This window comes from Pseudomonas sp. P1_F7, from assembly GCF_056405655.1.
On sequence record NZ_JBFUBR010000017.1, the window covers coordinates 217,908 to 243,607 of the forward strand.

Genomic DNA, 25,700 nt, shown 5'->3' on the forward strand with positions numbered 1-25,700 from the left:
CTTCGCTGTCATCGACCTACAACGCACAGCTCTCCGGTCGCACGAATCATCGCCTGGCCATGCAGGTAATCCTTGATCAGCGCGGAGCGTTCGGTGGCCAGCCATTGCGGGCAGTTCGGGTCTTTGCGATAGGGCAGGAACGCGGCGTACTGCGTGAGCAGCAGGTTTTGCAGGGTGTCGAGCTTGGGCCGGATGTCGTTAATGAGGTCCGGCCGTGGCGTGTCCGGTGCCTTGTGCGCCGCTTGCCATTGTGCGATTCGGCCGTATTGCACCAGTTTGCTGGCTTCGATCTGGGCGGCGATGAGGTCGGCGACGTCGTCGGGGTCAAGCTGACGCTGGGTGGCTTGCTTGCGGGCGTTGGCGATGACTTGCGCTTCCCGGGCGTTGTCCTGGACCGGTTTGCCGCTGTCCCACTTGGTCAGCGCCACCAGTTCACTGATGTACAACCGCTCATTCATCGTCGCCAGCAAGGGTTGCAAGGCATTGGGCGCCGGGGGCGACGTGTCCGCTTGCACGCCGCCAGCGAACAAGCCGAGCAGGGTGCAGGCCAACCAGTGCGGCAGGCGAGGGGAACGGGGCATGGGCGGAACCTCCTTGGGCGCAGAAATCACTCCGGCTTGTGTATCACAAGTGCAGACAGGGAACGACAGGTTGCGAAGGATTCAGGCCAGCAGCCGTTCAATCTGCGCCAGCTCCCAGGTACTGAGCAAACTCACCGGGTCGGTACCGAAGCGTTGCCCGTTGTCGAACACATATTCACGGCCGTCGGGGCTTTGGCCGTGCAGGCAGTGGCGCAAGTGACCGGCATCGACCTCCAGTGTCAGTTGCCAGCCGTCGATGTCGATCCGAACGTGGCCGGACTCGCAGGCGTCGTCGACTCGCTGGAAAGTGCAAATGCCTTGGGCGGCATCGCGCAACGACTGGTAAACCTCGCGGGCGGTGAGGGCGGGCACAAGGTGTCTCCGGGGTGAAATCGGGGAGGCACAGGATAGATCATCAGCCTGCAAAAAAAACGGCTGATGAGACCGGGCATGACGCCGGGAGCCACTAGCCGCCCCGCAACAAAGAGAAAACCCGGTGTTTCGGCCTAGACCACCTGCACATTCTGAGCCTTGCTCGCCACCGCATGACAACCGCAGGCCAGGAGATGGCCTTGCAATACGACCGGAATGCCGTTCATACGCCGGCGCGGATGCCCTTCGACGAAGGCAAACTCGCCCAGATGCAGCGGGCAGGTAGCCTTGTCGCCTACCACCGCCGGTGTTTTTCCATTGAGGGTATGCGTGCCTTCGAGCTGGCAGGAGACGACGGTGCCGCCGCTGCTGGTGGCATCACCCAGGCAAATGGGATTGGTCATGGTTTTGCTCCCGGCATGCGAAACCTGAACGGGTCGGCACCGTGGGTTTGCTGGTTTTTTGCTTTGCGGGCTTCGTCTGGCGGGCGAACCATTTGCACGGTGACGCTGCCGTCTTCGCCGGTGTACACCACCGCGCTGACACCACCTTCCTGATAGCTGGCAATCGTGGCGAGGTTGATTTCAACAAGGGCGCTACTGACGCCGGTGTTGCCCAGTCGCCGGCCGATGTCGTAGCCCTCGTCGACATTGCCCAGTTCGAGGCCAGCTCCATCGACATTGAGACCATGCAGCGCGATGGTCAGGGCGATTTCGCCAGGGGTGTTGTCGGTGCTGTCGTAGAACACCCGTGCCGGTTTTTCACCTTTGGGCAGGGTTTCCAGTGCCAGCAGCCAGCCTGCTTGCAGGGCTTTGGCCTGTAACGCGGGCTTGAGCAGTTTGCCGTTGTCGTCATGCATCGAGACTTTGATCGGGCGGTGCAGGTAGCCCAGGACCGGGGCTTTATCGAACTCTTGGACTTGGTGCTCGGCCCAGCGCACCGGCAGCCATGCGGAGGGTTCGAAGTGGCCAGGGCCTCGGTTGCTCAGGGTTTGCCAGAGGGTGGGGAGTTGAGATTGCCAGTAGGTGGAGGACATGGTGCCGGGGCCGTTCGGGTCTTTAGCGCCTTTGGCACGCTCAGCATCCTCGTACACCTTTCTGAACAGCGGCGAATGTTTCCAGTAAAACGCCCACAACTTGCCCATGTCGGTGTTTGTGTTCTGGTTGTCCTCCGAATCATGGGTGGCAAAGGGGCGGATGTAGCGGTCTACCCGATCCGAACGGGTGACCAGCAGACCGGTTGTGCTTGTGTACACCGCTGGCACCACTTGCACGCTTTGCAGTCCTGGCGTGCCGGCCACGCGGTAGCCGTTTCGAGTGACATCGCCGTCCTCACTCACGATCAATGCCTGCGGTACCTGTGGATTGTCATCAAAGAACTTGAACAAACGCTCGATCATGCTCTGGGCATGGGTGGTATTGTCCGCGTCTTGCCAGAGAAATAGCGTGACGCCCAAGGTGGCAGCATTGCGCCCGTCCAAAATATTTGCAGCAGCACCCGTGTCTTCAGGTTGCTTGGGCGGTGCTATCGCGAATACCGGGATTGGCCAATAGGCCACCGAGTCGCTGCCTGAATAGGTGAAGGCAGCTCGCACAGCTAGGCGATTGGTGTTTGTTCTGGAGGTTAATGAGGCCTTGTAATCATTCGGGTCCTTCGAAAAAATCGAAGCGAAGTTGTCTGCTTTTTTCTCGATTTTTTGCCACACCGATGATTGATACCATCCTTGGACTGCGAGTCCCACCCCTCGAATTTCCAACGCATAAGTACGCTCCCGGGTAGCGATGTGCTCGGCTCTTTCGGCCATGATTTTTGATTTGTAGGCCGCGAGTTCTGCCTCTTCGTAGGCTACGGCCTTACCAAACCAGTGCCCGCTGTAGGTCAACACTAGTGCGCCAAAAATACTTGCTATTCCCTTAAGCATCACGGCGCTCATATCCCCCAACTCCCTGTTTATAGCCTGTGCTGTGTAGATGATGAGTAAAAAACCAAGCCAAATAGCTGTCAGTATTCCCGCAGTCCAGAGATAGCCCTTCAGCTTCGGCCGCTGTGATTTGTCCTGCTGGCGATCCCTCATTGAGACACTCCTTTTCTCGGGAGGGGCGAAACCAAACTTGGCGGCGTCAACGACACCAGATCGATGGAAGGGAACTCGCCATTTTGGTAATACAGATAGGCGGCCTTCACCAGTGTCCGTGCCTGCGCACTCAGCCGTGACCAACCATCCATCTTCATGACTTCATCAAAGAACCGCTTTTTGTCCATCTTCCAATCCGCAATCGCCACCAACACCTCCCGCATCACCGGATCATCCAGACACCTGGCCTGCCCAATCGCAATGTCCATCGCCGTCACCCAGCGATGGTTCTCCGGGCTACGCAACACAGCCGAGTGATAGCTGTTGTCAGTCCATTCCTTCTGATCAACCTGCATGCGCGCACGGATTTCGTTAGGGGTTTCCTCGCGGTAGATGCGGTAGTGGTCCTTACGATTGAGCATTGGGTTGCCGGACACTGGCGTCTGGCGCAGGGCTCCGGTCTGGTCGTCCGGCTCTTTGCCGTGATTCCAGCGAACAAGCCCATCGTCCAGGTCGAGTCGCTTGTCACTGTTGGTCACATAAATCCATTTGAAAGAGGCACCGGGGTTGCCCAATGCAGCGTTTTGCGACACCGCATCCGGTCGATCCTTGCCTGCCTCCTGGGTAGATCCCGTCACGGCTTCGCCGCCGAACATCTGCGGCGCATGGGGTGGGTGCAGTTGTTCGGCATTGATGTTGCGCGTCTGGCCTTCACTGATCCCGGCTTGCGAGGCTATCGCCGCCACTGACCAGCCACCGGGATAGCGCGGCTCTCCTTCGGCGCGCGTGAAGTCTGGTTGCGCAGCCTTGCCTACGAGTACTGGCTCGCTGTCGCGCAAGCGCTTGGTCCACAGGCGCTGGTAGAAACGCATGGATTGCAGCGCGTTCATGGCCGGCTCGCCTTTGGGCAACTCGTCCGGCACGCCGTAAGTGCCGATGCCTTGCACATCATCCAGCGCCACGGTGGTGTCGTCCGGGCAGAAATACAGGTACACCTTGCCGCGGTTGTCGCGCTCGGGAAACACCACGATTTTCCCGTCGGCACCCAAGCGCTGGCCTTGTTCGGGTGACCAGCGCGGCCCCGTGCGACCGCCATAACCCGGCACGCCACAACGCAGGGCACTGAGCGGTGGTTGCGCATGGGGGGATTGGGTGGTGTGTTGCACGATGTCGATCAGGGTTTTCAGGGTTCGCAAATTTTTCGGCGTGGCATCCGGCAATACGGAATAGGGCGAGGCCACCATGATGGCGCAGTCGGCGCAGCGTTCACCGCGATCCGCCAGCAAGGCTTGGGCGAGCAAGGTGATCAGCGTGCCCTGGCTGTGTCCCATTATGGTGATGGTTTCATCGGGGGAAACGCGGCGGATCTCGCTGATCAGCATCGCTAGCCGGGTCGCGGCCAGCACGAAATACCGTCGATGCGGCGCCTTGCCCATGTACAGGGAGTTGGGCATCGTGGGTTGTACCCAATGGCGCAGCCATTTGGCGAACCCTTCTTCGTACATCTCCAGCAAATTGTTGGTGGCGTTAGCAAAAAATCCACCGCCCTTGGCGAAGTGACGGTCCAGACGGTTGTCGAACCGGTCCTGGAATTGATCGCGTAGCCGGGCCGGGTCGCCATTTTTGTCCCGCTTGATTTCGCCGGGCTCGGCCCGATAGCCCCAATAAAACGGAATCATCAGGCTGCGGGTCTTGGGGGAGTTTGTATCGCGCTGGTAGAGGTAAGTGTCCGGATCATCGAGCGCAGCCTTGTGCTCATCCTCCCGCAACTCAGGCGGTAACGCTTCAGCTGCATTGTAATCAGCCCCATACCGCCCCGCCTTCAAATCCGACCGATCCAGCCGCTCGTTAACCCCCTGGCACAACCCGGTTTCCACCGACTCATAGGACGCCCCGGGGTCATTCACGCCGTGGAGGAAAATCACCACGCCGGGCAGGTCTCGCGGCACAGCGACGTTGCGATCAGTGGATCGATTCGGCAGCAAACGACTCCTGCTTGTCGCGATCACGGTGTTGTCCATGTAGTTCATGTGTTCCACATCCTTCTGAAATCATGCTCCTCCCGCTAAGCCATAGAGGAGCACTGTCCTTTTATCGAGAGGCTTCAATGCCCTCAGTTTTCGTCGCTATTGGCGTCCGTCCCTTTGCTGCTCGATCCGGGGTTCGCTGTCTGGGGCGATGGATTGCGGAAAACCTCGAGACCGGCGAGTTGCATACCGGTTCGCTGAAGCAACTCGGTAAGACCATCAGTTCCCGTGATGCCTTGCACCAGGCTGCCGTCTTCCAATGCGACTTTGTAAGGTTGGCCTTGAGCAATTGCGGTGGGATCACCTTCGTAGTGCATACGATGCCGTTGGTCAGCACCGTCCCGTCCGAAAACAGGAATGGCGGCGCTGTCAGTCTTGGGCCCCACCCAGTCATGCTCGCCGGCATGCACAATGGCCTTGCCTTGCGTACCGATCTCGACCCCGCCACCGATCCTGATGTAGCTGCCGTCATCGGCCACCAGGCGGATGGTAGGGGCGGTGATGAGCACCTCGCCTTCGGCTGCCGACAGGTGCAGGTGCTTTTGTGCGTTGAGCACCATGTCATCGTCCTGGGCTTGCACCAGCACCTTGCCGCGATTGGCAATGGCGCTGATGCCTTCGTCCTGGGCGAAGGCGCTGATGCCTTTACCGGCTTGCAGGCGCATGGCCGCGCCGCTGGTCAATTGCAGGTGATCCTGGGCGGTGGTGTCGTGGTTTTCACCGGCGTAATGCACCTGCGAACGTGGCGTGGCACTGGCAATGCCGGCTTCAGCCGCCACCGCGACCACCGGTTCGCCCGGACTGTCGCTGGTCGGTTCAGGCCATTGACTCAACGACTGGCGTAACACCTCGATGCCCTGGGTGTCGACCTGCCGACTGCCACGGGCAGCGGCGGTCTGGCCGAGGGACTGGAACAGCTCGCCACACTCGGCCAATAGCTTGAGCAGTTCTTCGCGGTCCAACTGTGAACCCTGCGCATCGTGGCGAGCATAGGTGGTCAACAACATCCCTTGGGCCGCCCGCAAGGCAATCGCGGCATCGCTGCGCAGTTCGGCGCCCTGGCCGCGTGCCTGGGCCTGCCCGTCGGTTCGCGGCGTGACGAGCTTGCCCAGATTCAGCGCGGTGGCCTGATGGGTCGTGCCCAGTCGGGCGCGCAGCGCGCCGGGGGTATCGTCGAAGAGCAGTTCGTTGAAGCCCTTGCCCTGATGTTCCCGGGTCTGGACTCCCGATAACGTTCGATTGCCCGGCAACCCCGTGGCGTTACTGAAGTGCGGCGGAAAATGGTCGGCGTTGTAGAGCACCGACGTCACCAGGGGGCGGTCGATGTCGCCACCGAGGAACGTGACCAGCACTTCCTGACCGATGCGCGGCAAAAATTGATGGCCAAAACCGGTGCCCGCACTGGGCATGGCAACCCTTAGCCAGGTCGTGCCTTGGGCAGCATCCTGCGCCCGCTGCCAATGAAAGCGCACTTGCACGCGCGCCAGCTCGTCGGTAAACACCTCCTCGCCTTTCGGGCCCACCACAATGGCGGTGAGCGGCCCGGAAATCGTCGGTCGGGGCGTCATGATCGGTGGGCGATAGGCAATCTTGTGGCGGATGCAGACGAAGGTGTTGTCGTAACTCGCCGGTTGATCCGTCAGGTAGTTGTTGCGGCCGCGGTGCTCCACCTTGAGCAGGAGGAAATGGCGGTCTTCAACGGGATCACCATCGTGATCGAAGTGCTGGGTCAGTTCGAAGGTATAGCCGGGCAGCATGCTGCGACAGTTGCTGGCGCCCTGAAATGTCTTGGCCTGTACTTCCAGGGCTTCGAGTCGATGACGCACCAGCGTTTCGCCATCTTCGGGCATACCGTGGCTGTAGTGACCGGGAAAGTCGTAGATTTCGTAGGCGGGCACCTCACCTTGGGCGTTGAGGCTGGGCATGCTCACCGGCAGCGGATTGCGCGGTTGCCGGTAGTCGAACGTCTGGATGGCCATCTTGCCGGACTGCAACACCCGGTGGCTGCTCCATTGGGTGATCGAGTCGGCGGTCTCGGTGACCGAAGCGCTGTGGTAGCGGATCCGTGGTTGCCGGGCTAACGGCTCAAGGTGGCGGGAATGGTCGGTGATGATCAGGCGGTGTTCGGCCTTCGTATGCTCGAAGTAGAACAACAACCCTTCACGCTCCAGCAGCCGCAGGACGAAATCCAGATCGTGCTCGCGGTATTGCGTGATGTAGCTGTGGGACTTGAGCGGCTGCTCCAGGCGGAACTCGAACCTGGGCAGCGCGCCATAGTGGGCGAATACCGTGCGCAGGATGTCTTCGAGGGTTTGCTCTTGAAAGATCCGCGAGTCGAAGCGGCGCGACAGCATCCACAGCCAGGGGCTCAAGGTGGCCGAATAGTAGGCCAGGCCACCGTCGCTTTTTTGCAGGCTGAATCGACTGATGTACCCGTGAATGTAGCGCGCCTCGCCGGTCGCCAGTTCAATCTCGAGCGATGCCGGTTGCCCAATCAACGACTTGAGTTCCAGGCAGGCATCCTGACTGATCAGCGACAACTCGAAACTGAATAAGGTCGACATACCCTCGGAGCCGGAAAACTGCTCGAGCAGCAGTGCCTGCCGGTTTGCAATCGGGGCGGTAAACGTGATCAACCGCCGGTTCTGCGGCGAAAAAATCTTTGTCAGTTCCATTAACAAGCTTCCTGCGGCATCAGCAACCCGTGTTTGCCTCAGGAAATGCACATCCATGCCCCTGGCCAAACCCAAAGGCGGGAATTAACTCGCTTATGAAATAGCTTGTATGTAGGGCGATTCCTTTTTTTGATTAAGAATTGTCAGCGGAATCGGGATGTCTGGCCCTGCCTCAGAGGTAAACCTGTTTCAGGACCAGACCATTGCACGCCATCAACCTCCGGTTTGCTTGTTCAACGCCGCCTCCGCCGCAGCGATTTCAGCCTGGCGCTTGGCGATCATGTCGCCCACCGGCGGCCCCTGGAACCGCCGCGCTTCAAAGCCGAACCAGACGATGGCCGTCAGGATCAGGAAGCCGATGGTGATGTACAGCGCCCAGTCGTTCGGTGGCTGGATGCCGATGACGAAAATGATGATCATCGACAGGATCGAGAGAATGGCGAACACCGAGTACCAGAAACGCCCCATGTTCCACGGCCCCATGGTCGGCCACTTCGACGTCCCAAAGGTAAACAGGCCGAGCACGATGGGAATGGCGAAGGAGAAGAACAGGAAGATCACCGTGCAGGACACCACGATGGTATAGACCGGCGTTGCCCCGATCGAGATCACCGACGATCCCCAGTCGAACAACACCGCGAGGGTGGCACCGGTCCAGATGGCCGCGACCGGGCTGCGATGGGTCGATGAGACCGAGGACAGCGCTTTTGAGCAGGGCAGGCCGCCGTCCCGGGAGAAGGCGAAGATCATCCGTGAAACCGAGGTGACGGTGGCCAGCCCGCAGAGCACCTGCGAGATGAAAATCGCCACGTAAAGCACCAGTTTCAATGTCGGGTTGACCTGGGTGTTCATGGCCCAGAAAAACACGTTCCAGCCTTGCTTGGCCGCCTCGTCCATGTTCGGCAGCATCAGCACGAACGCGCTGAGCATCAGCCAGCCGAACAGCAACGACCAGACCACCGACATGACCATGCCGCGCGGCACCGACATGGCCGCATTGCGGGTTTCCTCGGAGGTATGCGCAGAGGCGTCATAGCCGGTGATGGTGTAGATCGGCAACAGCAGGCCGAGCATGAAAACCCAGCCGTTCGAGACCTGCGGCCAGACGCTGCCGCCCACCTCGCCGGAATAGTTGCTGAAGGTCCACAACCGCGCGAATTCATAGCTGGGTGCCGACATCAGGCAGACGATGGTCAGGGCCAACGCCGTGGCGAAGATCAGGTAGCCGGAAAAGTCGGTGAGCTTTGCCGTCAGGCCGATCCCCAAGTGGTTACACAAGGCCTGCAGGCCGGTGAGGATTGCCAGGAAAATCACCCTGACCGTGGTCGTATCCTCCATGCCCAGTGCCGGTCCGAAGGCACCGAAAAAGAAGTAATAGGTGCCGACGTTGATCGCGCCCAGCACCGTGACCAGCCCCAGCAAGTTGAACCACGCGGTCAGCCAGCCAGTGAAACGGTTACCGAGAATCGAGCCCCAGTGGTACAGGCCGCCAGCAGTGGGGTAGGCCGAGGAAATCTGCGCCATGGCCATGGCGAATACCCCGGAGATCAGGCAGCCGATCGGCCAGCCGATGCCGATGGATATTCCCCCCGCGCCCGAGGTGCCCTGGGCCAGGGAGTTGATGCCACCCGAGAGGATGCAGATGATCGAAAAGGAAATGGCGAAGTTGGAGAAAACCCCCATTCGTCGTGAGAGTTGCTGGGCATAGCCCATGCTGTGCAGCACCTTGACGTCATCGTCGTGCGCTTCGGTGCCCGGCTGGCTTGCTGGGTTCATCATGTGTGCCCCTTCAGGTTTTGATACGCAACCATCCGGGTGGCCGGATGGGCTGGCTTTCAACCCCTTGTCGTACTGCTCCTGTTTGCAACGGATCACACCTGTCCATGCGCAATGCTGGCCAGGCGACTGCTCTACAGGCGGCCGTGAAACGCCGCGTCGAAAATCTTTGCCACGCCGTCCCGGGTCAATGGCAGCGGGTTGCCACTGGCGGAGGGGTCGACAATCGCCATGTCCGCGATCAGGTCGGCCTGCCGGTCATCCACGCCCAGTTCAAACAGGGTGTGGGGCACGCCGATGTCCTTGCGCAGCTTGAGGACGAAGGCCATGAAACTGTCGAAGCCGGGTGAGGGCAGGCGCAGGTACGCCGCCAGGCGGGTGATGCGCTCCTCGATGGCCGTGCGATTGAACTGCAGGACATAGGGCATGAAGGTGGCATTGGTCATGCCGTGATGGGTGTCGTACAGCGCACCCACCGGATGCGAGAGCGCATGCATCCCGCCCAGGCCTTTCTGGAATGCCGTGGCGCCCATCGCCGCCGCCGCGAGCATTTGCGCGCGCGCCTCAAGGTCCGACGGCGTGTGTACCGCCTTCACCAGTGAGTTGGCCACCAGACGCATGCCTTCCACGGCAATGCCGTCGGCCAGGGGGTGAAAACCGGGGGCGCAGTACGCTTCCAGGCAATGGGATAACGCGTCCATGCCAGTGCCGGCGGTGATTTTGGCCGGCATGCCGACGGTGAGGGCCGGATCGCTGATCACTACGCGCGGCATCATTTTCGGGTGGAAGATGATGCGTTTGGTGTGGGTGCGCTCGTCGATGATCACCGCCGCACGCCCGACTTCCGAGCCCGTCCCCGCCGTGGTCGGCACGGCAATGACCGGGGCGATGCGGCTGTCGTCGGCGCGGGTCCAGTAGTCGCCGATGTCTTCGAAGTCCCAAACCGGGCGGGTCTGGCCGCTCATGAAGGCAATCAGCTTGCCCATGTCCAGGCCACTGCCGCCGCCGAACGCGATCACGCCGTCGTGTTTGCCGGCACGCCAGGCATCGAGCCCGCCGGCCAGGTTGGCTTCCACCGGATTGGGCTTGAGGTCGCAAAACAGCGCCACGCCAAGGCCGGCGGCGCGCAACGCATCCAGCGCCGCCGTGGTGATCGGCGCACGCGCCAGACCGCTATCGGTCACCAGCAAGGGTCGCTGGATGCCCTGGCTGCGACAGACTTCGGCCAGTTCGGCGATGCGCCCGACACCGAAACGAACGCTCGTGGGGTAGTTCCAGTTTCCTGTCAGGTTCATGGTCTACACCTCGTGACGCAGATGAAAGGATTTGGCCCGGGTCAGGTGCTCGTAGCCCAGTGGCGACAGGGTGACGCCGCGACCGCTGTTTTTCACGCCGGTCCAGGCCAGTGCCGGGTCCAGGTAATCGCAGCGGTTCATGAACACCGTGCCGGTGGCGATCTCGTTGCCCAGGCGTTCGGCCGCTGCGAGGTCCCGGGTCCAGATGGACGCGCTGAGCCCGAACTCACTGTCGTTCATCAAGGCGATGGCTTCTTCATCGCTGGCCACCGGCATGATGCCGACCACCGGGCCAAAGCTTTCGTCGTGCATGACCGACATTTGATGGTTCACGTCCACCAATACTTGCGGTGCCAGGTAGGCGCTGCCCGGCACGTCGGCCGGAAATGCTTGTGCATCGATCAGCGCTTTGGCCCCCAGCTTCACCGCTTCGGTGATCTGCCCGCGAACGAAATCGGCAGCCCCCGGCGAAACCAATGGCCCGAGCGTGGTGGCTTCGTCCAGCGGATTGCCCAGCACATATTGACGGGTCAGGGCGACGAAGCCCTCGACAAAGGCTGGGTAAATGGCCTGATCGACGTAGATGCGTTCGATGGCGCAGCAGCTCTGCCCGGAATTGAAGAAGCTGCCGTCCACCAGATTTTCCACCGCATGTTCGAGGTTGGCGTCAGCCCGCACGTAAGCCGGATCCTTGCCGCCGAGCTCCAGGCCCACACCAATGAAACGCCCCGTGGCGGAGCTTTCCATGGCCTTGCCGGCATCAACCGAACCGGTGAAGTTGACCTGTTGTGCGCGGCCCGAGCCAATGATCGCGGCCGTCTGCTGATGATTGAGCAGCAGGTTATGGAACAGGCCTTCCGGCAGATTGGCGTGTCGCATGGCCTCGGCGAAACGCTCGCCCACCAGCAGTGTCTGGGACGCATGCTTGAGGATTACGCTATTGCCGGCCATCAACGCCGGGATGATCGTGTTCACCGCCGTCAGATAGGGGTAGTTCCACGGAGCGACCACCAGCACCGTGCCCAGCGGCTCGCGTTTGATATAGCGCCGAAAACCCGTCACCGGCACCGGTTCTACAGCGGCCAGGGCTTGCGGTGCGATAGCGATCATGTGCCGGGCGCGTTCGGCAAAGCCGCGCAGTTCGCCGGCGCCATAACGCACCGGACGGCCCATTTGCCAGGCCAGTTCCGGCACGATGTCCGCCTGCATCGACAGCATCGCGTCCACTGCGGCGCTGCAAAATGCCGCGCGTTCACTCAATGAGCGGCGTTGCCATGGCGCCTGTGCGTTGGCAGCGGCCGTCAGCGCCTGCTCGACCTGCGCCGCATCGGCCACCTCGCGTTCGGCGTACACCCGGCCATCGACCGGGGAGATCAGTTGAACCTTCGCAGTCATGATGTTCTCAATAGCGCTCGAAACCGCGCTGCAATTCCCAGTCGGTGATTCGCCGGTCGTACTCTTTCTGCTCCCACTCGGCGGTGTGCACGTAATGGTCGACCACCTCGTCGCCGAACGCCTTGCGCAACATGCTTGAGGTCTTGAGTGCGGCGCTCGCTTCGCGCAGGGTCTTGGACACTTCCGGCAGATGCTCATCGAGGTAGGCGTCACCTTCGAACGGTGGCGCGAGATCGAGCTTCTCGTCGATACCCGCCAGACCCGCCGCGATTAGTGCGGCAAAAGCCAGATAAGGGTTGAGGTCGGCGCCGCCGATGCGGCATTCAATGCGGATGGCCTTGCTGCCTTCGGCACACAAGCGAAAGCCGGCGGTGCGATTGTCGCGGCTCCACACCGCCCGTGTCGGCGCAAAAGTGCCAGCCTGGAAGCGCTTGTAGGAATTGATGTAGGGCGCGAGAAAACAGGTGATGTCGTTGGCGTACTTGAGCTGCCCGGCGACCCAGCCACGCATCAGTTTCGACATGCCGAACTCGGCTTTCGCGTCGAAGAACAGCGGCTTCTTGGCGTTCTTGTCCCACAGCGAATTATGGATGTGACTGCTGGAACCGGCGGCGTCGTAGCGCCACTTGGCCATGAAGGTGATCGCCTTGCCTTGCAACTGCGCGATCTCTTTGCAGGCGTGCTTGATGATGACGTGGTGGTCGGCCATGGTCATGGCGTCGGCGTAGCGGATGTTGATCTCTTCCTGCCCTGGGCCCCATTCACCCTTGGAGTTTTCCACGGGAATGCCCGAGGCCTGCAGATGCTTGCGAATCGCCCGCAGCACCGGCTCTTCGCGGGTGGTCTGGAGGATGTTGTAGTCCTCGATGTAATGGCCGGCGGTTTTCGGTTTGTGATAGTTGCGCTCATGGATTGCCTCGTAACTCTCATCGAACAGATAGAACTCGAGTTCCGAGGCAAACATGCCGGTATAGCCGCGCTCGCGCAGGCGCTCGACCTGCTTTTTCAGAATCGCCCGAGGGCTGTGGGGCAGGTCCTGGCGATGGTGATGATCGAGCACGTCGCACAGCACCAGCGCCGTGCACTCAAGCCAAGGCACGCGCCGCAGGGTGGACATGTCGGGCTTGAGCACGAAATCGCCGTAGCCCTTGCTCCAACTGGCCGCGGCGTAACCCGGCACCGGCTCCATGTCGATGTCATCGGCCAGCAGGTAATTGCAGCAGTGGGTTTCTTCGTGGCCGCTGTCGATGAAAAACTCGACCTGGAAGCGCTTGCCGACCAGGCGTCCCTGCATGTCGACCATGCAGACCAGCACGGTATCGATTTCGCCGGCAGCCGCGGCGCGTTTGAGTTCATCAAAACTGAGGAGGGGCTCGGTCATCACGTCAATCCTGCGTGAAAGGTTTGGGCCAGTCTGAGATCGCTGTTGCAGACGCTCTCCAGAAACACCCAAAACCTGCAGAACCGAGCATCATGAGCAACGAGTTGCTCAAAGCTTAGCCTACCCTTGCAAAGTGCAAGTTTTGCCAAGTGAAAGCCGTGTTCAGCGATCACATCACTCCGGCAACCCCGCCAGCCGCAGTCCATCGACGAAACGGGCGAAGTCCTCAGGCCGTTGAATGGGCAGCCAGTCCCTGAGGGTGCAGAGGCGCAAAGAGGGATCCAGCTTTTGCAGACGCTGCATCGCCAGATTGGCTTTTTCCATTCGACCGCCGAGCGCATGACTGGCCGCCACCAGCGCCGCCGCGATGAGCAGACTGGGCAGGTTGCCCAGCGCTTTTTCGGCCCAGTCCGCAGCGGCATCGAAGTGCCCGGCGAAGAAATGCGCGAGCGCCATCCCGACCTGCATCCTGAACATTTCCGGATCCAGCGGACTCAAGCGAACGGCATGGTTCAAATTCTCGATGGCGGCGTCTGTTTCACCGTGCAGCGCCCGCAGGATACCGCCCAGGAACCACGCGGGCGCGAGGTTGGGATTGAGCAGGCGCGCCCTGTCGAGCAGTGCAATGCCGGCGTCGACTTCGCCGGCCAGATGAGCCAGCGCATGGCCGCCCCGGGTCAACGCGACGGCATCATCGCGGCCGAGGGTCACCGCCAGACGCGCCAGCCGTATGCCCTCGGCGATTTCTGCGGGCCGATCGTCCATCCAGCCATTGAGCTTGCGCCAGAAGTGGCACCAGGCGGCCATGCCATAGGCCGAAGCAAATTCCGGGTCGAGTTCGATGGCCTGGTAGAACATCGGCAGCGCCTGCTCGATGGCTTCCCGGCTGCCGCTGTGCAGTTTGGCCATGGCCCGCAGGTAATAGTCGTAGGCGTCCAGGCTTTCCGTCGGCTTGCGTTTGGCGCGTTCGATTTCTGCCCGTTCCAGTTGTGGCGCGATCGCGCCGACGACGCTTTCGGTGACTTGGTCTTGCAGCTCGAAGATATCGTCGAGCAGGCCTTCGAAACGCTCCGCCCAGATGTGCGTCCCGCTCGTCGCGTCGATCAGTTGCCCGGTAATGCGCACCTTGTTCCCGCACTTGCGCACACTGCCTTCGAGCACGTAGCGAACGCCCAGCTCCTGGCCGACGCCCTGGGCGTCCACCGCCTGGCCCTTGTAGGTGAAGCTCGAATTGCGCGCGATGACGAACAGCCAGCGAATACGCGACAGGGCGGCGATGATGTCCTCCACGACGCCATCGGCGAAGTATTCCTGCTCCGGATCGCCGCTCAGGTTCTGGAAGGGCAGGACGGTGATCGAGGGTTTTTCCGGCAGGGCGAGCGTAGAGGAGGAGGGGTGTTGCGCAGCAACGGCCGAGCGTTCATCGATGTCAGGCTGTCGCGCTTCCCCGGTCATGTCGCCGTTGATCCGACCAACGAAGCGGTAGCCCTTGCGGGCGACGGTGCGTACCAGGCGCTGCTCTTCACCGGTATCACCGATGGCCTTGCGCACCGCATTGATGTGACTGGTGATCGTCGATTCCGAAACGATCCGGCCGCTCCACACTGAATTGAGCAATTCGTCCTTGCTGAGGACTCGATCGGGATTGTTGACGAACAGCAGCAACAGGTCGAAGACCTGCGGTCCGACGGCCACGACCTGCCCACGCAGGGTCAGCTCCCGGCGCTCCTGATCGAGTACGTAGTCTTCAAACGTGAATGGCAAATTGAGCATCCCCTGGCGAAGCGCCCTCAACTCCGTGTCCCAGGCGGCTGGCGGTTGGTAACTGAGGCAGATGATACGGCAGCTCGGCACCTGCTGCACCGTCTGCGGCGAGGGCTGCTGGACGAACATCATCGGCTTTGGACATAAATCCAAGCGCTCGCCAAGGTAAACCCAAGCCCGGCGCAAGGACTTGCCTGGTGCGCGCAGGCAATCTCTCTACACCGACGCAATGGTTGCAGTCGACAAGTGGAGAAAAGTCATGAAGATCGTCGTCATCGGAGGCTCCGGCCTCATCGGATCGAAACTTGTGAACACCCTTCGCGAGCGCGGCCATGATGCGCTCGCCGCCAGCCCCAGCTCGGGCGTGAACAGCATCACCCGCGAAGGCCTGGCCGAAGCGATGGACGGTGCTGATGTGGTGGTCGACGTGGCGAACGCGCCGTCGTGGGAAGACCAGGCCGTTCTCGATTTTTTTGAAACGTCGAGCCGTAACCTGCTGGCCGCCGAAGCCGCTGCCGGGGTTGGTCATCATGTTGCCCTGTCGATTGTCGGCAGCGAACGGCTTCCCGATACCGGCTATTTCCGCGCCAAGGTCGCGCAGGAAGCCCTTATCAAGGCGTCCGGCATGCCTTACACCATTGTGCGTGCCACGCAGTTCTCCGAGTTTGCCGGCGGCATTGTCCAGTCGTTCGCCGTTGGCGAGGAAATTCATGCTTCGCCGGCGCTGATCCAGCCGATAGCGTCCGACGACGTGGTAGCGGCGCTGGCCGATGTCGTGCTGGCAGCACCGGTCAATGGCACGGTGGAAGTCGGCGGCCCGGAAACCATGCCGATCGACGAACTGGCCAGGCGTTATCTGAGAGCGACCCAGGACAACCGCAAAGTCGTGCCGGACGTGCATGCGCGTTACTTCGGTGCCGTGCTCAACGATCAATCGCTGGTCACCGGCAAAAACGCACGCCTGGGCGCGATCCGCTTCGACGACTGGCTGGCCCGGTCGACAGCGCAGTAACGGACCGCACCCTCACATTTCCCTACGAATCCAGGAGAAGTCCCATGGTTACCCGATTGCTAATGGCCGCTGTCTTCGCAGTGCTTTCGATCAGCGCAGCGTCGGCCGCCGAGCCACCCCCCGGCAAGGTGACGGTGGTGTTCGACCGTCCCATTCCCAACATCCCTGGCAAGAGCATGAGAGGCGTGGTCGTCGAGTATGGGCCGGGTGCCGCGTCACCGTCCCACACCCATCCGAAAACGGCTTTCATCTATGCAACGGTGCTGGAGGGATCGTTTCGCATCCAGGTCAAAGGCCAGCCGGAAAAGATCTACAACGTCGGCGAAAACTTCGTAGAGGAGCCGGGTTCCGTGCACTTGGTCAGCGCCAACGCCAGCGACACCCAGCCGGCACGCCTGTTGGCGGTGTTCGTCCTCGACACCGAGGAAAAGGTGCTCGTGACACCGATCAAACAGTGAGCCGATCAACTCGCTCATGAAGGCTCGACAGCCGGGCGGCAGACCATGCCGCCCAGTGGCTGCTTTTGTTCTTGGCACTGAACAGGAAATGAAAAAATGAACTTGCTCCAGGACAAGGCCGCCATTGCCACCAGCGCAAGCATCGGAACGCCTGTGGTCGTGGTGCGGCGCAGCAAGCGCAAGACCATCGGCATAATGCTGTGCGTCGCTGCCTTGATGGTCGTGGCGGTTTGGGGAGTCATGGCGTTTTCCAGTGGCGTGACCTCGACCGACAACGCGTATGTCCGCGGGGACGTCACCTCGCTGGCCGCCAAGGTCGCCGGCTATGTCACGGCGGTCGAGGTCGAGGACAACCAGGCCGTGCACGCGGGTGATGTGCTGTTTCGTATCGATGACCGCGACTATCGCGCCAAACTCGCGCAAGCCGAAGCCAATGTCAGCGCCGCCCAGGCGCGCCTGACCCATGTCGATGCACAGGTCCAGCTTCAGCATGCACTGATCCGGCAGGCCGAAGCGCAAAGACGCTCGGCCTCCGCCGACATGAGCCTGGCGACCAAGACCCATGACCGCAGCCGCAAACTGATCGTCAGCAATGCGGTCAGCCAGGCCCTGGTCGATGAAACCGGCACGGCGCAATCCAGAGCCGCGGCGTCGGTATCGGCCGCTTCGGCAACGGTCGAGGCGCAACAGCAAAACATCGCCGTGCTTGTGGCCGAGCGCGAGGCTGCGGTGGCGGCTGTGACCCAGGCACAGGCCGCGCGGGAACTCGCCCAGATCGATCTCGACCACACCGTGGTGCACGCGCCGGTGGATGGCGTGGTCGGTAACCGTCAGGTTCGCCTCGGCCGCTTTGTCACGCCGGGCGTCTCCCTGCTCGATATCGTGCCGGTCAACGATGTGTGGGTCGTGGCGAACTTCAAGGAAACCCAGCTCGAACATATTCGCCCCGGTCAGCACGTGCGCGTCACGGTCGATGGCTACCCCGATGCGGCACTCGATGGCGTGGTCGACAGTTTTGCCCCGGGCAGTGGCTCGGCGTTCAGCCTGCTGCCGCCCGACAACGCCACCGGGAACTTTGTGCGTGTCGTGCAGCGCGTTCCGGTGAAGATCCGCCTGGCTGACAATCCGCTGCCGGGGCGCATCGTGCCGGGCCTGTCCGCGCGGGTGGAGGTTGCGCAAGGGGCCGGTTCATGAGCAGCGTTGCCTGCGCCACGCCGAGCCGCGTCAGGACCAGGACCGGCGTCCTGCTCATGGTGGGCATCGTGCTGGCCACGTTGACAGAAGCGATCGCCAGTACCGTGCTCGCCCTCGGCCGCGGCGACATCATCGGCGACACCTATGCCACGCCTGACGAGTTCGCCTGGCTGGATGTCGGCTACATCGCGTTCAAGCTGCTCGGGTTCATGCTCGCCCCTTGGCTGATGCAGCGGTTTTCTGCGCGCAACGTGATCATCGGCGCCACCCTGGTCATGGGCCTGGCGTGCTGCGTGGCTGCCGTTACCGCCTCGCTGGAGCTGCTGATCGCACTGCGTATCCTGCAAGGCTTCGCCGGCGGTACTTTACTGGTGGCGGGTCAGGCGCTCATTTTTCGCGGCTATCCACGCGCCCTTCAGCCGATCCTGCAAGCCCTGTTCGCCATGGCGGCCGTAGTCGCGTCTGCGACCCTCGCACCGGCCCTGCAAGGGTGGTTGATCGACAGCCAGTCCTGGACCTGGATTTTCTTCAGCGTGGTGCCGCTGGCCCTGGCAGCGATCGGCCTCTTGCTCATCGCCGACCACCCCATGCCCGCCAGGGTCCGGCAACGTACGTTTGACTGGCTCGGCTGTGCACTGATCGGTGCCGCGCTGTTCTGTTTCACCTACGTGCTCAGTCAGGGCAGTCGCTGGGACTGGTTCGAGGAACCGCGCATCTTAGTTATGACGGTGATCGGCGGCGCCGCGCTGCTGGCCTTTCTCGGCCAACAGGTTTTGGCCAAAGGCCAGGGGCTGCTCGACTTCAGCCTGTTCAAATCAAGCGATTTCACCTTTGCCTTTATCGTCAGTTTCGTCGCCGGCGCCGCCCTGTTCGGCAGCGCGTACCTGATCCCGGCGTTCGCCCTGTCGGTACTCGCCTTCACACCGACCGATGCCGGCCTGCTCCTGTTGCCCAGTGGCGGGTTTTTTGTCGGTTCGCTGCTCATCGCCGCCTGGCTGTTCAACGTGCGCCGCGTGCCGCCGGTGGCGACCGTGCCCTTGGGCATCCTGCTGATCATGGGGGCGATGTGGATGCTGTCCGGCTCCACCAGCGAAAGCGGCAGCGATGACATGATGGTGGCCATCCTGTTGCGCGGCCTGGGCCTTGGCTTGCTGTTTCTGTCGATCACCCTGATCGCCTTCACCCACCTCAACAGCCGCAACCTGGCCAGCGGCATCGGCCTGTTCAACACAGGGCGCCAGTTGGGTGGCTTGATGGGCGTCGCCGGGCTGCAGACCTTGATCGATCATCAGGTTGTCAGCAATGGCGTGGTCCTCGGCGCCAACGTCACCCCGGGGGGACACGCGGTCATCGAACGGCTGATGACCACAACCGCAATGCTGGCAGGGAAGGGCATGGATCAGGTGGCCGCTGGCCGGGCAGCCACCAGCCTGCTGGGCAAAGCGGTGTCAGGTCAGGCCACGGTGATTGCCTTCGATACGGCGTTCTTCGCCGTGGCCCTGCTGTTCGTCTTCGCCGCGCCCATCCTGGTCGGCATCAAGATTGGCCTGGCTCGATATGCGAAAGCGCATGAACAACATACGCATGGATGACCCGCACGAAAAAGCCCGGCTGATTAGGCCGGGCTTTTCGTTGAGTCCTGCGGTCAAGCACTGCATTCAGACAGCGCGGCTTTCGATCAGGCGGTCCGAGCCACCTTCGGCAACGCGGTTTTGCAGGAGCTTGTCGGAACCGCCTTCGGCGACGCGGTTTTGCAGGAGCTTGTCGGAACCGCCTTCAGCGACACGGTTTTGCAGCAGTTTGTCGGAGCCACCTTCGGCAACACGTTTTTCCAGCAAGCGATCCGAACCACCTTCGGCGACGCGATTCTCGATCAAGCGATCGGAACCACCCTCGGCCACACGGCTTTCAATCAGACGATCCGAGCCGCCTTCAGCGACCACAGGTTGAGCAGAGGTAGCGGCGAAAGCGTTAACTGCGAAAACCGAGAAAGCGATGCTGAGGAGGGTCTGGCGTTTCATGATGGTGTGCTCCGGGGTGCTGATGGGTTGGTATGGAGCAGATGTTACGCCGGGGATTTTTTAAGAGAACTTCATTGAATCAATGGTGACTATCGACGCAGTCAATGGATCGCAGATCCCTGTGGGAGCGAGCTTGCTCCGGGCGGCGTTCCGACGATGGCAGTTTCACATTCAACATATGTGTCGATTGACACACAGCAATCGCGAGCAAGCTCGCTCCCACAGGTTTTCATGTGCCTGACAACGGGGCTTAAGCCTCACTGATCTGACTGACACTGGTGATCTGCCCGTTCCACACCATCTCGTAATGTGCCGCTTGAATGATTGAAGAGACCGGCCTTGGCGTCATCAACGCCCAGCAATGACTGCCTGGCATGCGTACCGAGTGATAACGCAGTCCAGGGCAACCTGTCTTGCGAACATCCAGGCCAAGGCGCCGGGCGTCGGTGTAATCGTCCGGCGCATACATCGGATCGGTCAGCGGCAGGGCGGTGGCGTCCTTCATCCCGCCATCGCCAAAGGCACAGGCCAACCCACGAAACACAAACCGCTCATAGTTCAGGCTCGGCACCTTCGACCAATACAGAGCCTGGTGATGCCGCACCTCGGCCAACGCTGCTTCCAACGAATCCGCCAGGTACAACACGCCAAAACTGCCGTCACTGAAGCGCGAACCCGCCGGATTAACGTGGGTAAACGGCGCAATAGCATAAGAGCAACCCGCAATCCCGAACGGAATCTCGTTGCGCGCAATCAACTCCAGCTGACCCAGCTCATTCTTCAAGCGCGGATTGGTCAGCGCCTGAATCTCGAACAACAGCTCAAACTCATCTGCGTCCGCCACGTCATCAAACAACGCAATCGGCGGAAACTTCGAATTGACCAGGCGATACGCCTGCAGCGACTGACCGGCAAACACCGCCAGCTCACTCGCCATCACCATTGCGCACCCCGCAGCATGTCGATGCGGCGGAAGGTTTCATACAGCGCAATCATGTCGCCCTGCGCCATGATCTCCAGCGGCGAGCGCCCGTTGAAAAACTCGTTGTCATTGGTCATCGAGGCAAAGCCATACACATTGTTCGGGTTGTCGAACACCAGCCGCAATGTGGCGTGAATGTTCAGCACAAAGCTGATGCGCTGCATCTGGTCCGCATCCAGCGCCACCGCCCAATCCGGGTCACGCTGACGGGCGCGGGTATAGGTGCTGCGTGAGATGCGCAGGATGCGACAGGCCTGATCACTGGTGGCTTTCCACTTTTCCAGAATGCTCACGGCGGCGCGCAGGCCGGTGACGCACTGGTTTTTGCTGAAGGATTGGGGTTGCAGGGGGACGGCCATGTCTGTGTCCTTTGGTTGCATCTATAGATTCAAATGTAGATTTATTGAGTCTATAGAGCAATGTTGGTGCGACGGGCGGGCCTGATGTGGCAATGCAATAGGGCCGCGATCTTGCTGAAGCTATGTGTTACTGAAACCGACGATGCAGGTCTGGAAAGACATCTTGGGCAAACCAGGCGGGCAGGCCGGGGGGCACGATTCTGGATTTTGGCGTCCGGCTTTCTACCAGGCCGACTTTTATAAGCCTGGATAACTCGTTATCAATGATTGATGGAGGCAACGACTCCGGGGGGAACCGGGTCCAGCCAGGATTTCGAGGTGAATAAGGACATTGCAGTTTGTATCGTCAGAATTCTCTTCACATTTTATTTCATATAGATAATCGTTTAAAAAGCCTTATTTTGTTGGTTTTTATATGGCATTGCGGAGCTTTTTAACTGAGCTGCCTTCACGTTTTATTTCACAATTCTATTTAAAAAACTCCAGGGTTCTGGAATGCCAATCGCCAGCAAATACAAATCAGGCGCCTGTATTCAATTACTTCGCTGCGACGCCCTCAAGTAGCGCCTGCATTTGCCTGGCCTGCGGGTTGCCCGCCGTTTCCTCATTGAGGATAAACGCGCGCCCACGGCTGCATCACTGATGAAACGTCCGCCCCAACGCATCCACCGCGAACCGCCGATGGCGCGATACAACAGCGTCAACAACACGCTGGTGCCACCGCCCACCAACAACGCCTGCTTGAACGTGTCGTGCCAGAACGCCAGACCCACCGCGAAGACGAACATCAGCCAGATCAGGCCCAGCATGATGCGGTCGGCTTTGCGGTAGTGGTCGAGGAAACGAGGGGGGGAAGGGCATGTACGCTTGCTCCATGTAATCGAACCGGGAAGAAGCTGGGGTAGGACTGGTACCGGAAGAAAAGCCTGACGCTGAACCTGCGGCGAGGTGTATTTGAGAAGCCGTGGAGGGCGTAGCCATTGGCCAACATTCCAGGCGGGTACGACGTTTCCTGTGGAAAAACAATGTCCGATATAGAGGCAAGTAATGCCGAAGTGACGGGGAGTACGACAGGCTCCATTGCAAAGCCTGCCATACACCCAAGGCAATTACGATTTCTTCGGCGGATAGTTGCTGCGCAAGCGACCGGACTTGTTGCCGGTTTTGCTCGGCAGGTTCGGTACCAACGGACGGGATCTGGGCTGGGGGTTGGAGCGGCTTTGGGGTTGAGGTTGTTTGCTCATGGTTCGCCTCCTGAATTTTCAGGGTTTCGCGAAATGGTTTACTGATGAAGTTTAGCTAATCGACTGTGAGCAGGGTCCTTTGGCACTTGGGACGTGTGTTGTGAGCGATCGGCTTTTCTTTTTTGGCCCCATTGGTAGGACCCCCTTACGCAATCCTCGGATTTTGCCTACGACTTTGGCAGGAATAACCCGCTATTCCAAAGATGAAAAACGGGAAATATTGACGGCGCAGAAAGGGGGGGATCACCGGCCGTTCGGGGAGAACCTGTTGAACAGCAAGCCCGAAGGGATGATCCATGCTACAAAACGACCGCGACAATCTGGAACTCGATAAACTGCAACTCGAAATCCGAAGGTCCATGGCCGAAACCCGAAAACTCACGGCAGAAGAACGCAAGTTCAGGCAAGAGACCTTCTGGTACCCGATCGCGGTGGGGGCTGGTATGGTGACCGCTATCGTCGCCGCTGTCAGCCTATGGGCTAAGTTTTGAGCATTCGTACCCGCCACAGCAGACACGACTCGTGACCCACACAGGAAGTAGCAGCATGTCCACGCAACCTACGAATCAAGCTAGCATTGAACAACTGCACCGCGACGTTGCAGCTTTTGTCGAGGAGATGCGTAGTCCCGCCCCGAATGCCATCCGCTCTGCTGTGGTGCCGTTCAGCATCGGTGCCGCGCTGGCACTGGCAATCTTTGTTGTCGCCGCCATCGTTGTCCGACTGCTCTAGTCCTTTGCCCTCCCGCCGTCCTCAGCTGTCGTTGAGGACAGACAAAAAGAAGAACACAGACGCCTTCGACACCCAAATGTAGTCACTCTCCCACCTGCGCCCGCAACTGCCGTCCATCATCTTTCGTGCGCGACGTATGCAGTAAATATTGAAGTATTGAAATTACTACGTTGTTGCGACATAACTTTTGTTCTGTCTATTTTATGGAATTAATATTGTTGCATGGAGTGCTATATGCAAAAACCAGTTGCTCATCATTCACCTTTAATGACGTCTGAGTCTCGGCCGGTTCAAGCTACGGAAGCCTGGGCTTTTCCTTCAAGCTTCGAAAGTATTTTGTTTTGGGATGGGACTGTCCCGGCAGTTACTACGCCCCATAGTATTGAGAGTACCAAAAACCCCAGTAACGCATACCAAAAGTTGGAGGCGATAGGGCTTTCGGTGCACGATCAGATAACGAGTGTTTTTTCTGGTGCTACACCGAATGTTCGAGATTATCTAGAAAAACGCATAGTCGCAGCCATTGACGGGCAGGGGTTCAATGCGTTGGAAGCTGCCTTAAAAAAGAAAGCGATCATTGTAGAACTTCTGCAAAGGGCCAGAATCCATAGATGTTGGCTCGATGCACTACTATATAATGGTTTAGACGCATTATCGCTAGACAGAGAAATGAGTGCTGTAGTATTTGCATCGAATGCGGATGCAGAAGACGATATGGCAGTGCGACAAAGCTTTTATGAAGAATACCTATTATCGCTAACTGCCGCCTACGTTAAACGAATCCTTGTCGAAGCTATCTCCATTCTGGAGGATGCTTCCACAACTGAAGACGCTGCAATCCATCGCGCCTTGGCTAGGGGCGAAGTCGCTTACACCTACAGGTTACACATTGGTAATGGCATAGAAGCGGGCACTGTGGCGGGTGCCATTGCCATCCATTTCGCCGAAGGTTGGACCTTCGGGGCAGTGATCCATGGAGGCATTAAGTTGTTGTCAGGGTTGGGGGAGGCACTTATCAGTCGAGCCACTGCTGTTGGGATCGGGGCCTTGTTCTATTCACCTGCTCTTGCTAACGGCGAACGCTTTCCTCAAACAGTTCTCACACTATCCGGTAGCACTTTTTTGCCGAAGCTGCCGTCAAACCTGAATGAAATCGCTGCTACCGAAGGGACCATTGACCTTCCTTATCGGATTTATGGCGACCTTAACCAATATACACTTGTTGCAACCCCGGCTGGAGGGAGTGTTTCGGCAAAAGTGCCAGTGCGAGCATTGGCATTCGATCCAACGACCAGCAGCTACAGTTTCACGTCAAACGATACACCGCCAATTATCCTCAGTTTTCCAATAATTCACTTGGGAAACGGCTCGACAACTTCTCCTGCCCGACCTGCGCAAGTACCGACTTACACTGGGGTTACGCTGTCGCCATTGCTTGTGCAGCCTGAAACCTTACCCGCGTTCGAATTGCCTGATTTCAGGGATTGCATTTACTGCTTTCCGATTGAAAGCGGTCTGCCGCCAATCTACGTTGTTTTTAATAGTCCTTATGAAGGAGCAACCACAAGGGGGAAATACAGCGGTCGATTTTTCAATCCCGCCAAAGCCGGAGGCCCAATCCTCGATCTCGATTGGACAAGTGCTGCTGTGACCCAAACGGGTATTGACCTGGTCAAATTACATACGGGACGTTTCAGGTCTTCGGATGCCAATGCCATCATGATTGATCGCTTGAAAAAAATTCTGCTGGGTGAATTGGTCATCACAGATGTGGACAAACGCTTCTATACTCATGAAATCAGAGAGCTCGAACGTTTCAGAGCATTAGGTGTAGCTGACGGTGTAAACTCGGATGACGGTGTTATTTGGAACAATACTCACGCCGCGACGCTGGAGGACTACAAAGTCAAAGATGCTTTTGAACTGCTCTATACGCCTGATGCTATAGAAGCGGATCGAAAACAAAGTGAACGAGAGTACAAGGAACTTGGAGGGGTAAAATAATGAGCGTCATTGCAACCATCGTACTTAACGAAAAACCTGAAGAGGTAATTCTATTTCTTACCAAAAATGAATTAGGCATCTCCTTTCCTCGGCTTGATGGCCTTTATAATCTGGCTAACTGGGCGCATGTGGAGAACAACATAGGGTTATTGAACCTTGTCCATAAAATGTGTGATGCCGGTTTTATAAAATATAGTGGGGGCGGAGTTGTGAGAGGGCCCAACTGGAGAGAGCCGGCATTCATGCTCGAAGGCAAATATACCTTTGATTGACAGCACCAAGTGCCTGAACGCAGGTGCCAGAGAACGGTGACAGTAGCCATCATTTCGTGGTCATCCGGTTCCCTTGTCCAGT

General features: G+C 59.5%; 23 protein-coding genes and 1 pseudogene. 8 read left to right on the forward strand and 16 right to left on the reverse strand.

All coding sequences use genetic code 11. The features are described 5' to 3' along the window. Positions 1 to 8: 8 nt before the first annotated feature. The 11 genes from AC1D1M_RS24705 to AC1D1M_RS24755 all read right to left on the reverse strand — a co-directional run bounded on the left by AC1D1M_RS24705 (position 9) and on the right by AC1D1M_RS24755 (position 15,340). A complete protein-coding gene (locus AC1D1M_RS24705; RefSeq protein ID WP_477777624.1) occupies positions 9 to 581 on the reverse strand; it encodes a chorismate mutase in 573 nt (190 codons plus the stop codon). An 81-nt stretch (positions 582 to 662) separates the two neighbouring features. Further along, complete coding sequence (locus AC1D1M_RS24710; protein ID WP_477777625.1) at positions 663 to 953, reverse strand: DUF7693 family protein; 291 nt, start codon at positions 951 to 953, stop codon at positions 663 to 665. Between the two features lie 134 nt (positions 954 to 1,087). Continuing rightward, positions 1,088 to 1,357 (reverse strand): PAAR domain-containing protein, encoded by a 270-nt coding sequence (locus AC1D1M_RS24715; protein ID WP_477777626.1) that lies wholly within the window; start codon positions 1,355 to 1,357, stop codon positions 1,088 to 1,090. Further along, complete coding sequence (locus AC1D1M_RS24720) at positions 1,354 to 3,027, reverse strand: type VI lipase adapter Tla3 domain-containing protein (protein WP_477777627.1); 1,674 nt, start codon at positions 3,025 to 3,027, stop codon at positions 1,354 to 1,356. Before AC1D1M_RS24720 ends, AC1D1M_RS24715 begins: the two co-directional genes overlap by 4 nt. Next, positions 3,024 to 5,057, reverse strand: a complete 2,034-nt coding sequence (locus tag AC1D1M_RS24725) for a T6SS effector phospholipase Tle3 domain-containing protein (protein WP_477777628.1) — start codon at positions 5,055 to 5,057, stop codon at positions 3,024 to 3,026. Before AC1D1M_RS24725 ends, AC1D1M_RS24720 begins: the two co-directional genes overlap by 4 nt. Positions 5,058 to 5,140: 83 nt before the next feature. Beyond that, positions 5,141 to 7,735, reverse strand: coding sequence for a type VI secretion system Vgr family protein (locus tag AC1D1M_RS24730; RefSeq protein ID WP_477777629.1), 2,595 nt, complete (start codon positions 7,733 to 7,735; stop codon positions 5,141 to 5,143). Between the two features lie 207 nt (positions 7,736 to 7,942). Next, positions 7,943 to 9,505 (reverse strand): amino acid permease, encoded by a 1,563-nt coding sequence (locus tag AC1D1M_RS24735; RefSeq protein ID WP_477777667.1) that lies wholly within the window; start codon positions 9,503 to 9,505, stop codon positions 7,943 to 7,945. Between the two features lie 134 nt (positions 9,506 to 9,639). Further along, on the reverse strand, positions 9,640 to 10,800 hold the full coding sequence (locus AC1D1M_RS24740; protein ID WP_477777630.1) for an iron-containing alcohol dehydrogenase: 1,161 nt from the start codon (positions 10,798 to 10,800) through the stop codon (positions 9,640 to 9,642). 3 nt (positions 10,801 to 10,803) lie between these two features. Next, entirely contained in the window at positions 10,804 to 12,195 is a 1,392-nt protein-coding gene (locus AC1D1M_RS24745; protein WP_477777631.1) for an aldehyde dehydrogenase family protein, read from the reverse strand. 7 nt (positions 12,196 to 12,202) lie between these two features. Next, positions 12,203 to 13,576 (reverse strand): glutamine synthetase family protein, encoded by a 1,374-nt coding sequence (locus AC1D1M_RS24750; RefSeq protein ID WP_477777632.1) that lies wholly within the window; start codon positions 13,574 to 13,576, stop codon positions 12,203 to 12,205. Positions 13,577 to 13,750: 174 nt separating this feature from the next. Further along, positions 13,751 to 15,340 carry a winged helix-turn-helix domain-containing tetratricopeptide repeat protein gene (locus AC1D1M_RS24755; protein ID WP_477777633.1) on the reverse strand — a complete coding sequence of 530 codons (1,590 nt, stop codon included), beginning with the start codon at positions 15,338 to 15,340 and terminating at the stop codon, positions 13,751 to 13,753. Positions 15,341 to 15,599: 259 nt separating this feature from the next. Between AC1D1M_RS24755 and AC1D1M_RS24760 the strand changes: the two genes are divergently transcribed. The 4 genes from AC1D1M_RS24760 (at position 15,600) to AC1D1M_RS24775 (ending at position 19,596) form a co-directional block, all read left to right on the forward strand. Beyond that, positions 15,600 to 16,352, forward strand: a complete 753-nt coding sequence (locus tag AC1D1M_RS24760; protein ID WP_477777634.1) for an SDR family oxidoreductase — start codon at positions 15,600 to 15,602, stop codon at positions 16,350 to 16,352. 44 nt (positions 16,353 to 16,396) lie between these two features. Beyond that, positions 16,397 to 16,810, forward strand: a complete 414-nt coding sequence (locus AC1D1M_RS24765) for a cupin domain-containing protein (protein WP_477777635.1) — start codon at positions 16,397 to 16,399, stop codon at positions 16,808 to 16,810. Between the two features lie 96 nt (positions 16,811 to 16,906). Then, positions 16,907 to 18,004 carry an HlyD family secretion protein gene (locus AC1D1M_RS24770; RefSeq protein ID WP_477777636.1) on the forward strand — a complete coding sequence of 366 codons (1,098 nt, stop codon included), beginning with the start codon at positions 16,907 to 16,909 and terminating at the stop codon, positions 18,002 to 18,004. Next, positions 18,001 to 19,596, forward strand: coding sequence for a DHA2 family efflux MFS transporter permease subunit (locus AC1D1M_RS24775; RefSeq protein ID WP_477777637.1), 1,596 nt, complete (start codon positions 18,001 to 18,003; stop codon positions 19,594 to 19,596). The genes AC1D1M_RS24770 and AC1D1M_RS24775 overlap by 4 nt, the downstream gene beginning before the upstream one ends. 66 nt (positions 19,597 to 19,662) lie before the next feature. Here the strand turns inward: AC1D1M_RS24775 and AC1D1M_RS24780 are convergent, their stop codons facing one another. The 5 genes and pseudogenes from AC1D1M_RS24780 to AC1D1M_RS24800 form a co-directional block, all read right to left on the reverse strand. Continuing rightward, on the reverse strand, positions 19,663 to 20,025 hold the full coding sequence (locus AC1D1M_RS24780) for a hypothetical protein (RefSeq protein WP_108230278.1): 363 nt from the start codon (positions 20,023 to 20,025) through the stop codon (positions 19,663 to 19,665). Between the two features lie 250 nt (positions 20,026 to 20,275). After that, positions 20,276 to 20,968, reverse strand: coding sequence for an RES family NAD+ phosphorylase (locus tag AC1D1M_RS24785; RefSeq protein ID WP_477777638.1), 693 nt, complete (start codon positions 20,966 to 20,968; stop codon positions 20,276 to 20,278). Further along, a complete protein-coding gene (locus AC1D1M_RS24790; protein WP_477777639.1) occupies positions 20,962 to 21,366 on the reverse strand; it encodes an antitoxin Xre-like helix-turn-helix domain-containing protein in 405 nt (134 codons plus the stop codon). The genes AC1D1M_RS24785 and AC1D1M_RS24790 overlap by 7 nt, the downstream gene beginning before the upstream one ends. Positions 21,367 to 22,025: 659 nt before the next feature. Beyond that, positions 22,026 to 22,175: pseudogene (locus AC1D1M_RS24795) on the reverse strand (methyl-accepting chemotaxis protein); the annotation flags it as partial. A gap of 300 nt (positions 22,176 to 22,475) precedes the next feature. Continuing rightward, on the reverse strand, positions 22,476 to 22,610 hold the full coding sequence (locus AC1D1M_RS24800; RefSeq protein ID WP_413427524.1) for a hypothetical protein: 135 nt from the start codon (positions 22,608 to 22,610) through the stop codon (positions 22,476 to 22,478). A 296-nt stretch (positions 22,611 to 22,906) separates the two neighbouring features. Between AC1D1M_RS24800 and AC1D1M_RS24805 the strand changes: the two genes are divergently transcribed. From AC1D1M_RS24805 to AC1D1M_RS24820, 4 genes are all read left to right on the forward strand, one after another. After that, positions 22,907 to 23,101, forward strand: a complete 195-nt coding sequence (locus AC1D1M_RS24805) for a hypothetical protein (protein ID WP_218430543.1) — start codon at positions 22,907 to 22,909, stop codon at positions 23,099 to 23,101. A 55-nt stretch (positions 23,102 to 23,156) separates the two neighbouring features. Continuing rightward, positions 23,157 to 23,342, forward strand: a complete 186-nt coding sequence (locus tag AC1D1M_RS24810; protein ID WP_218430544.1) for a hypothetical protein — start codon at positions 23,157 to 23,159, stop codon at positions 23,340 to 23,342. Positions 23,343 to 23,576: 234 nt separating this feature from the next. Beyond that, complete coding sequence (locus AC1D1M_RS24815; protein ID WP_477777640.1) at positions 23,577 to 25,346, forward strand: S-type pyocin domain-containing protein; 1,770 nt, start codon at positions 23,577 to 23,579, stop codon at positions 25,344 to 25,346. Continuing rightward, positions 25,346 to 25,618 carry a hypothetical protein gene (locus tag AC1D1M_RS24820; RefSeq protein WP_102670468.1) on the forward strand — a complete coding sequence of 91 codons (273 nt, stop codon included), beginning with the start codon at positions 25,346 to 25,348 and terminating at the stop codon, positions 25,616 to 25,618. Before AC1D1M_RS24815 ends, AC1D1M_RS24820 begins: the two co-directional genes overlap by 1 nt. The last annotated feature ends 82 nt before the right edge of the window (positions 25,619 to 25,700 follow it).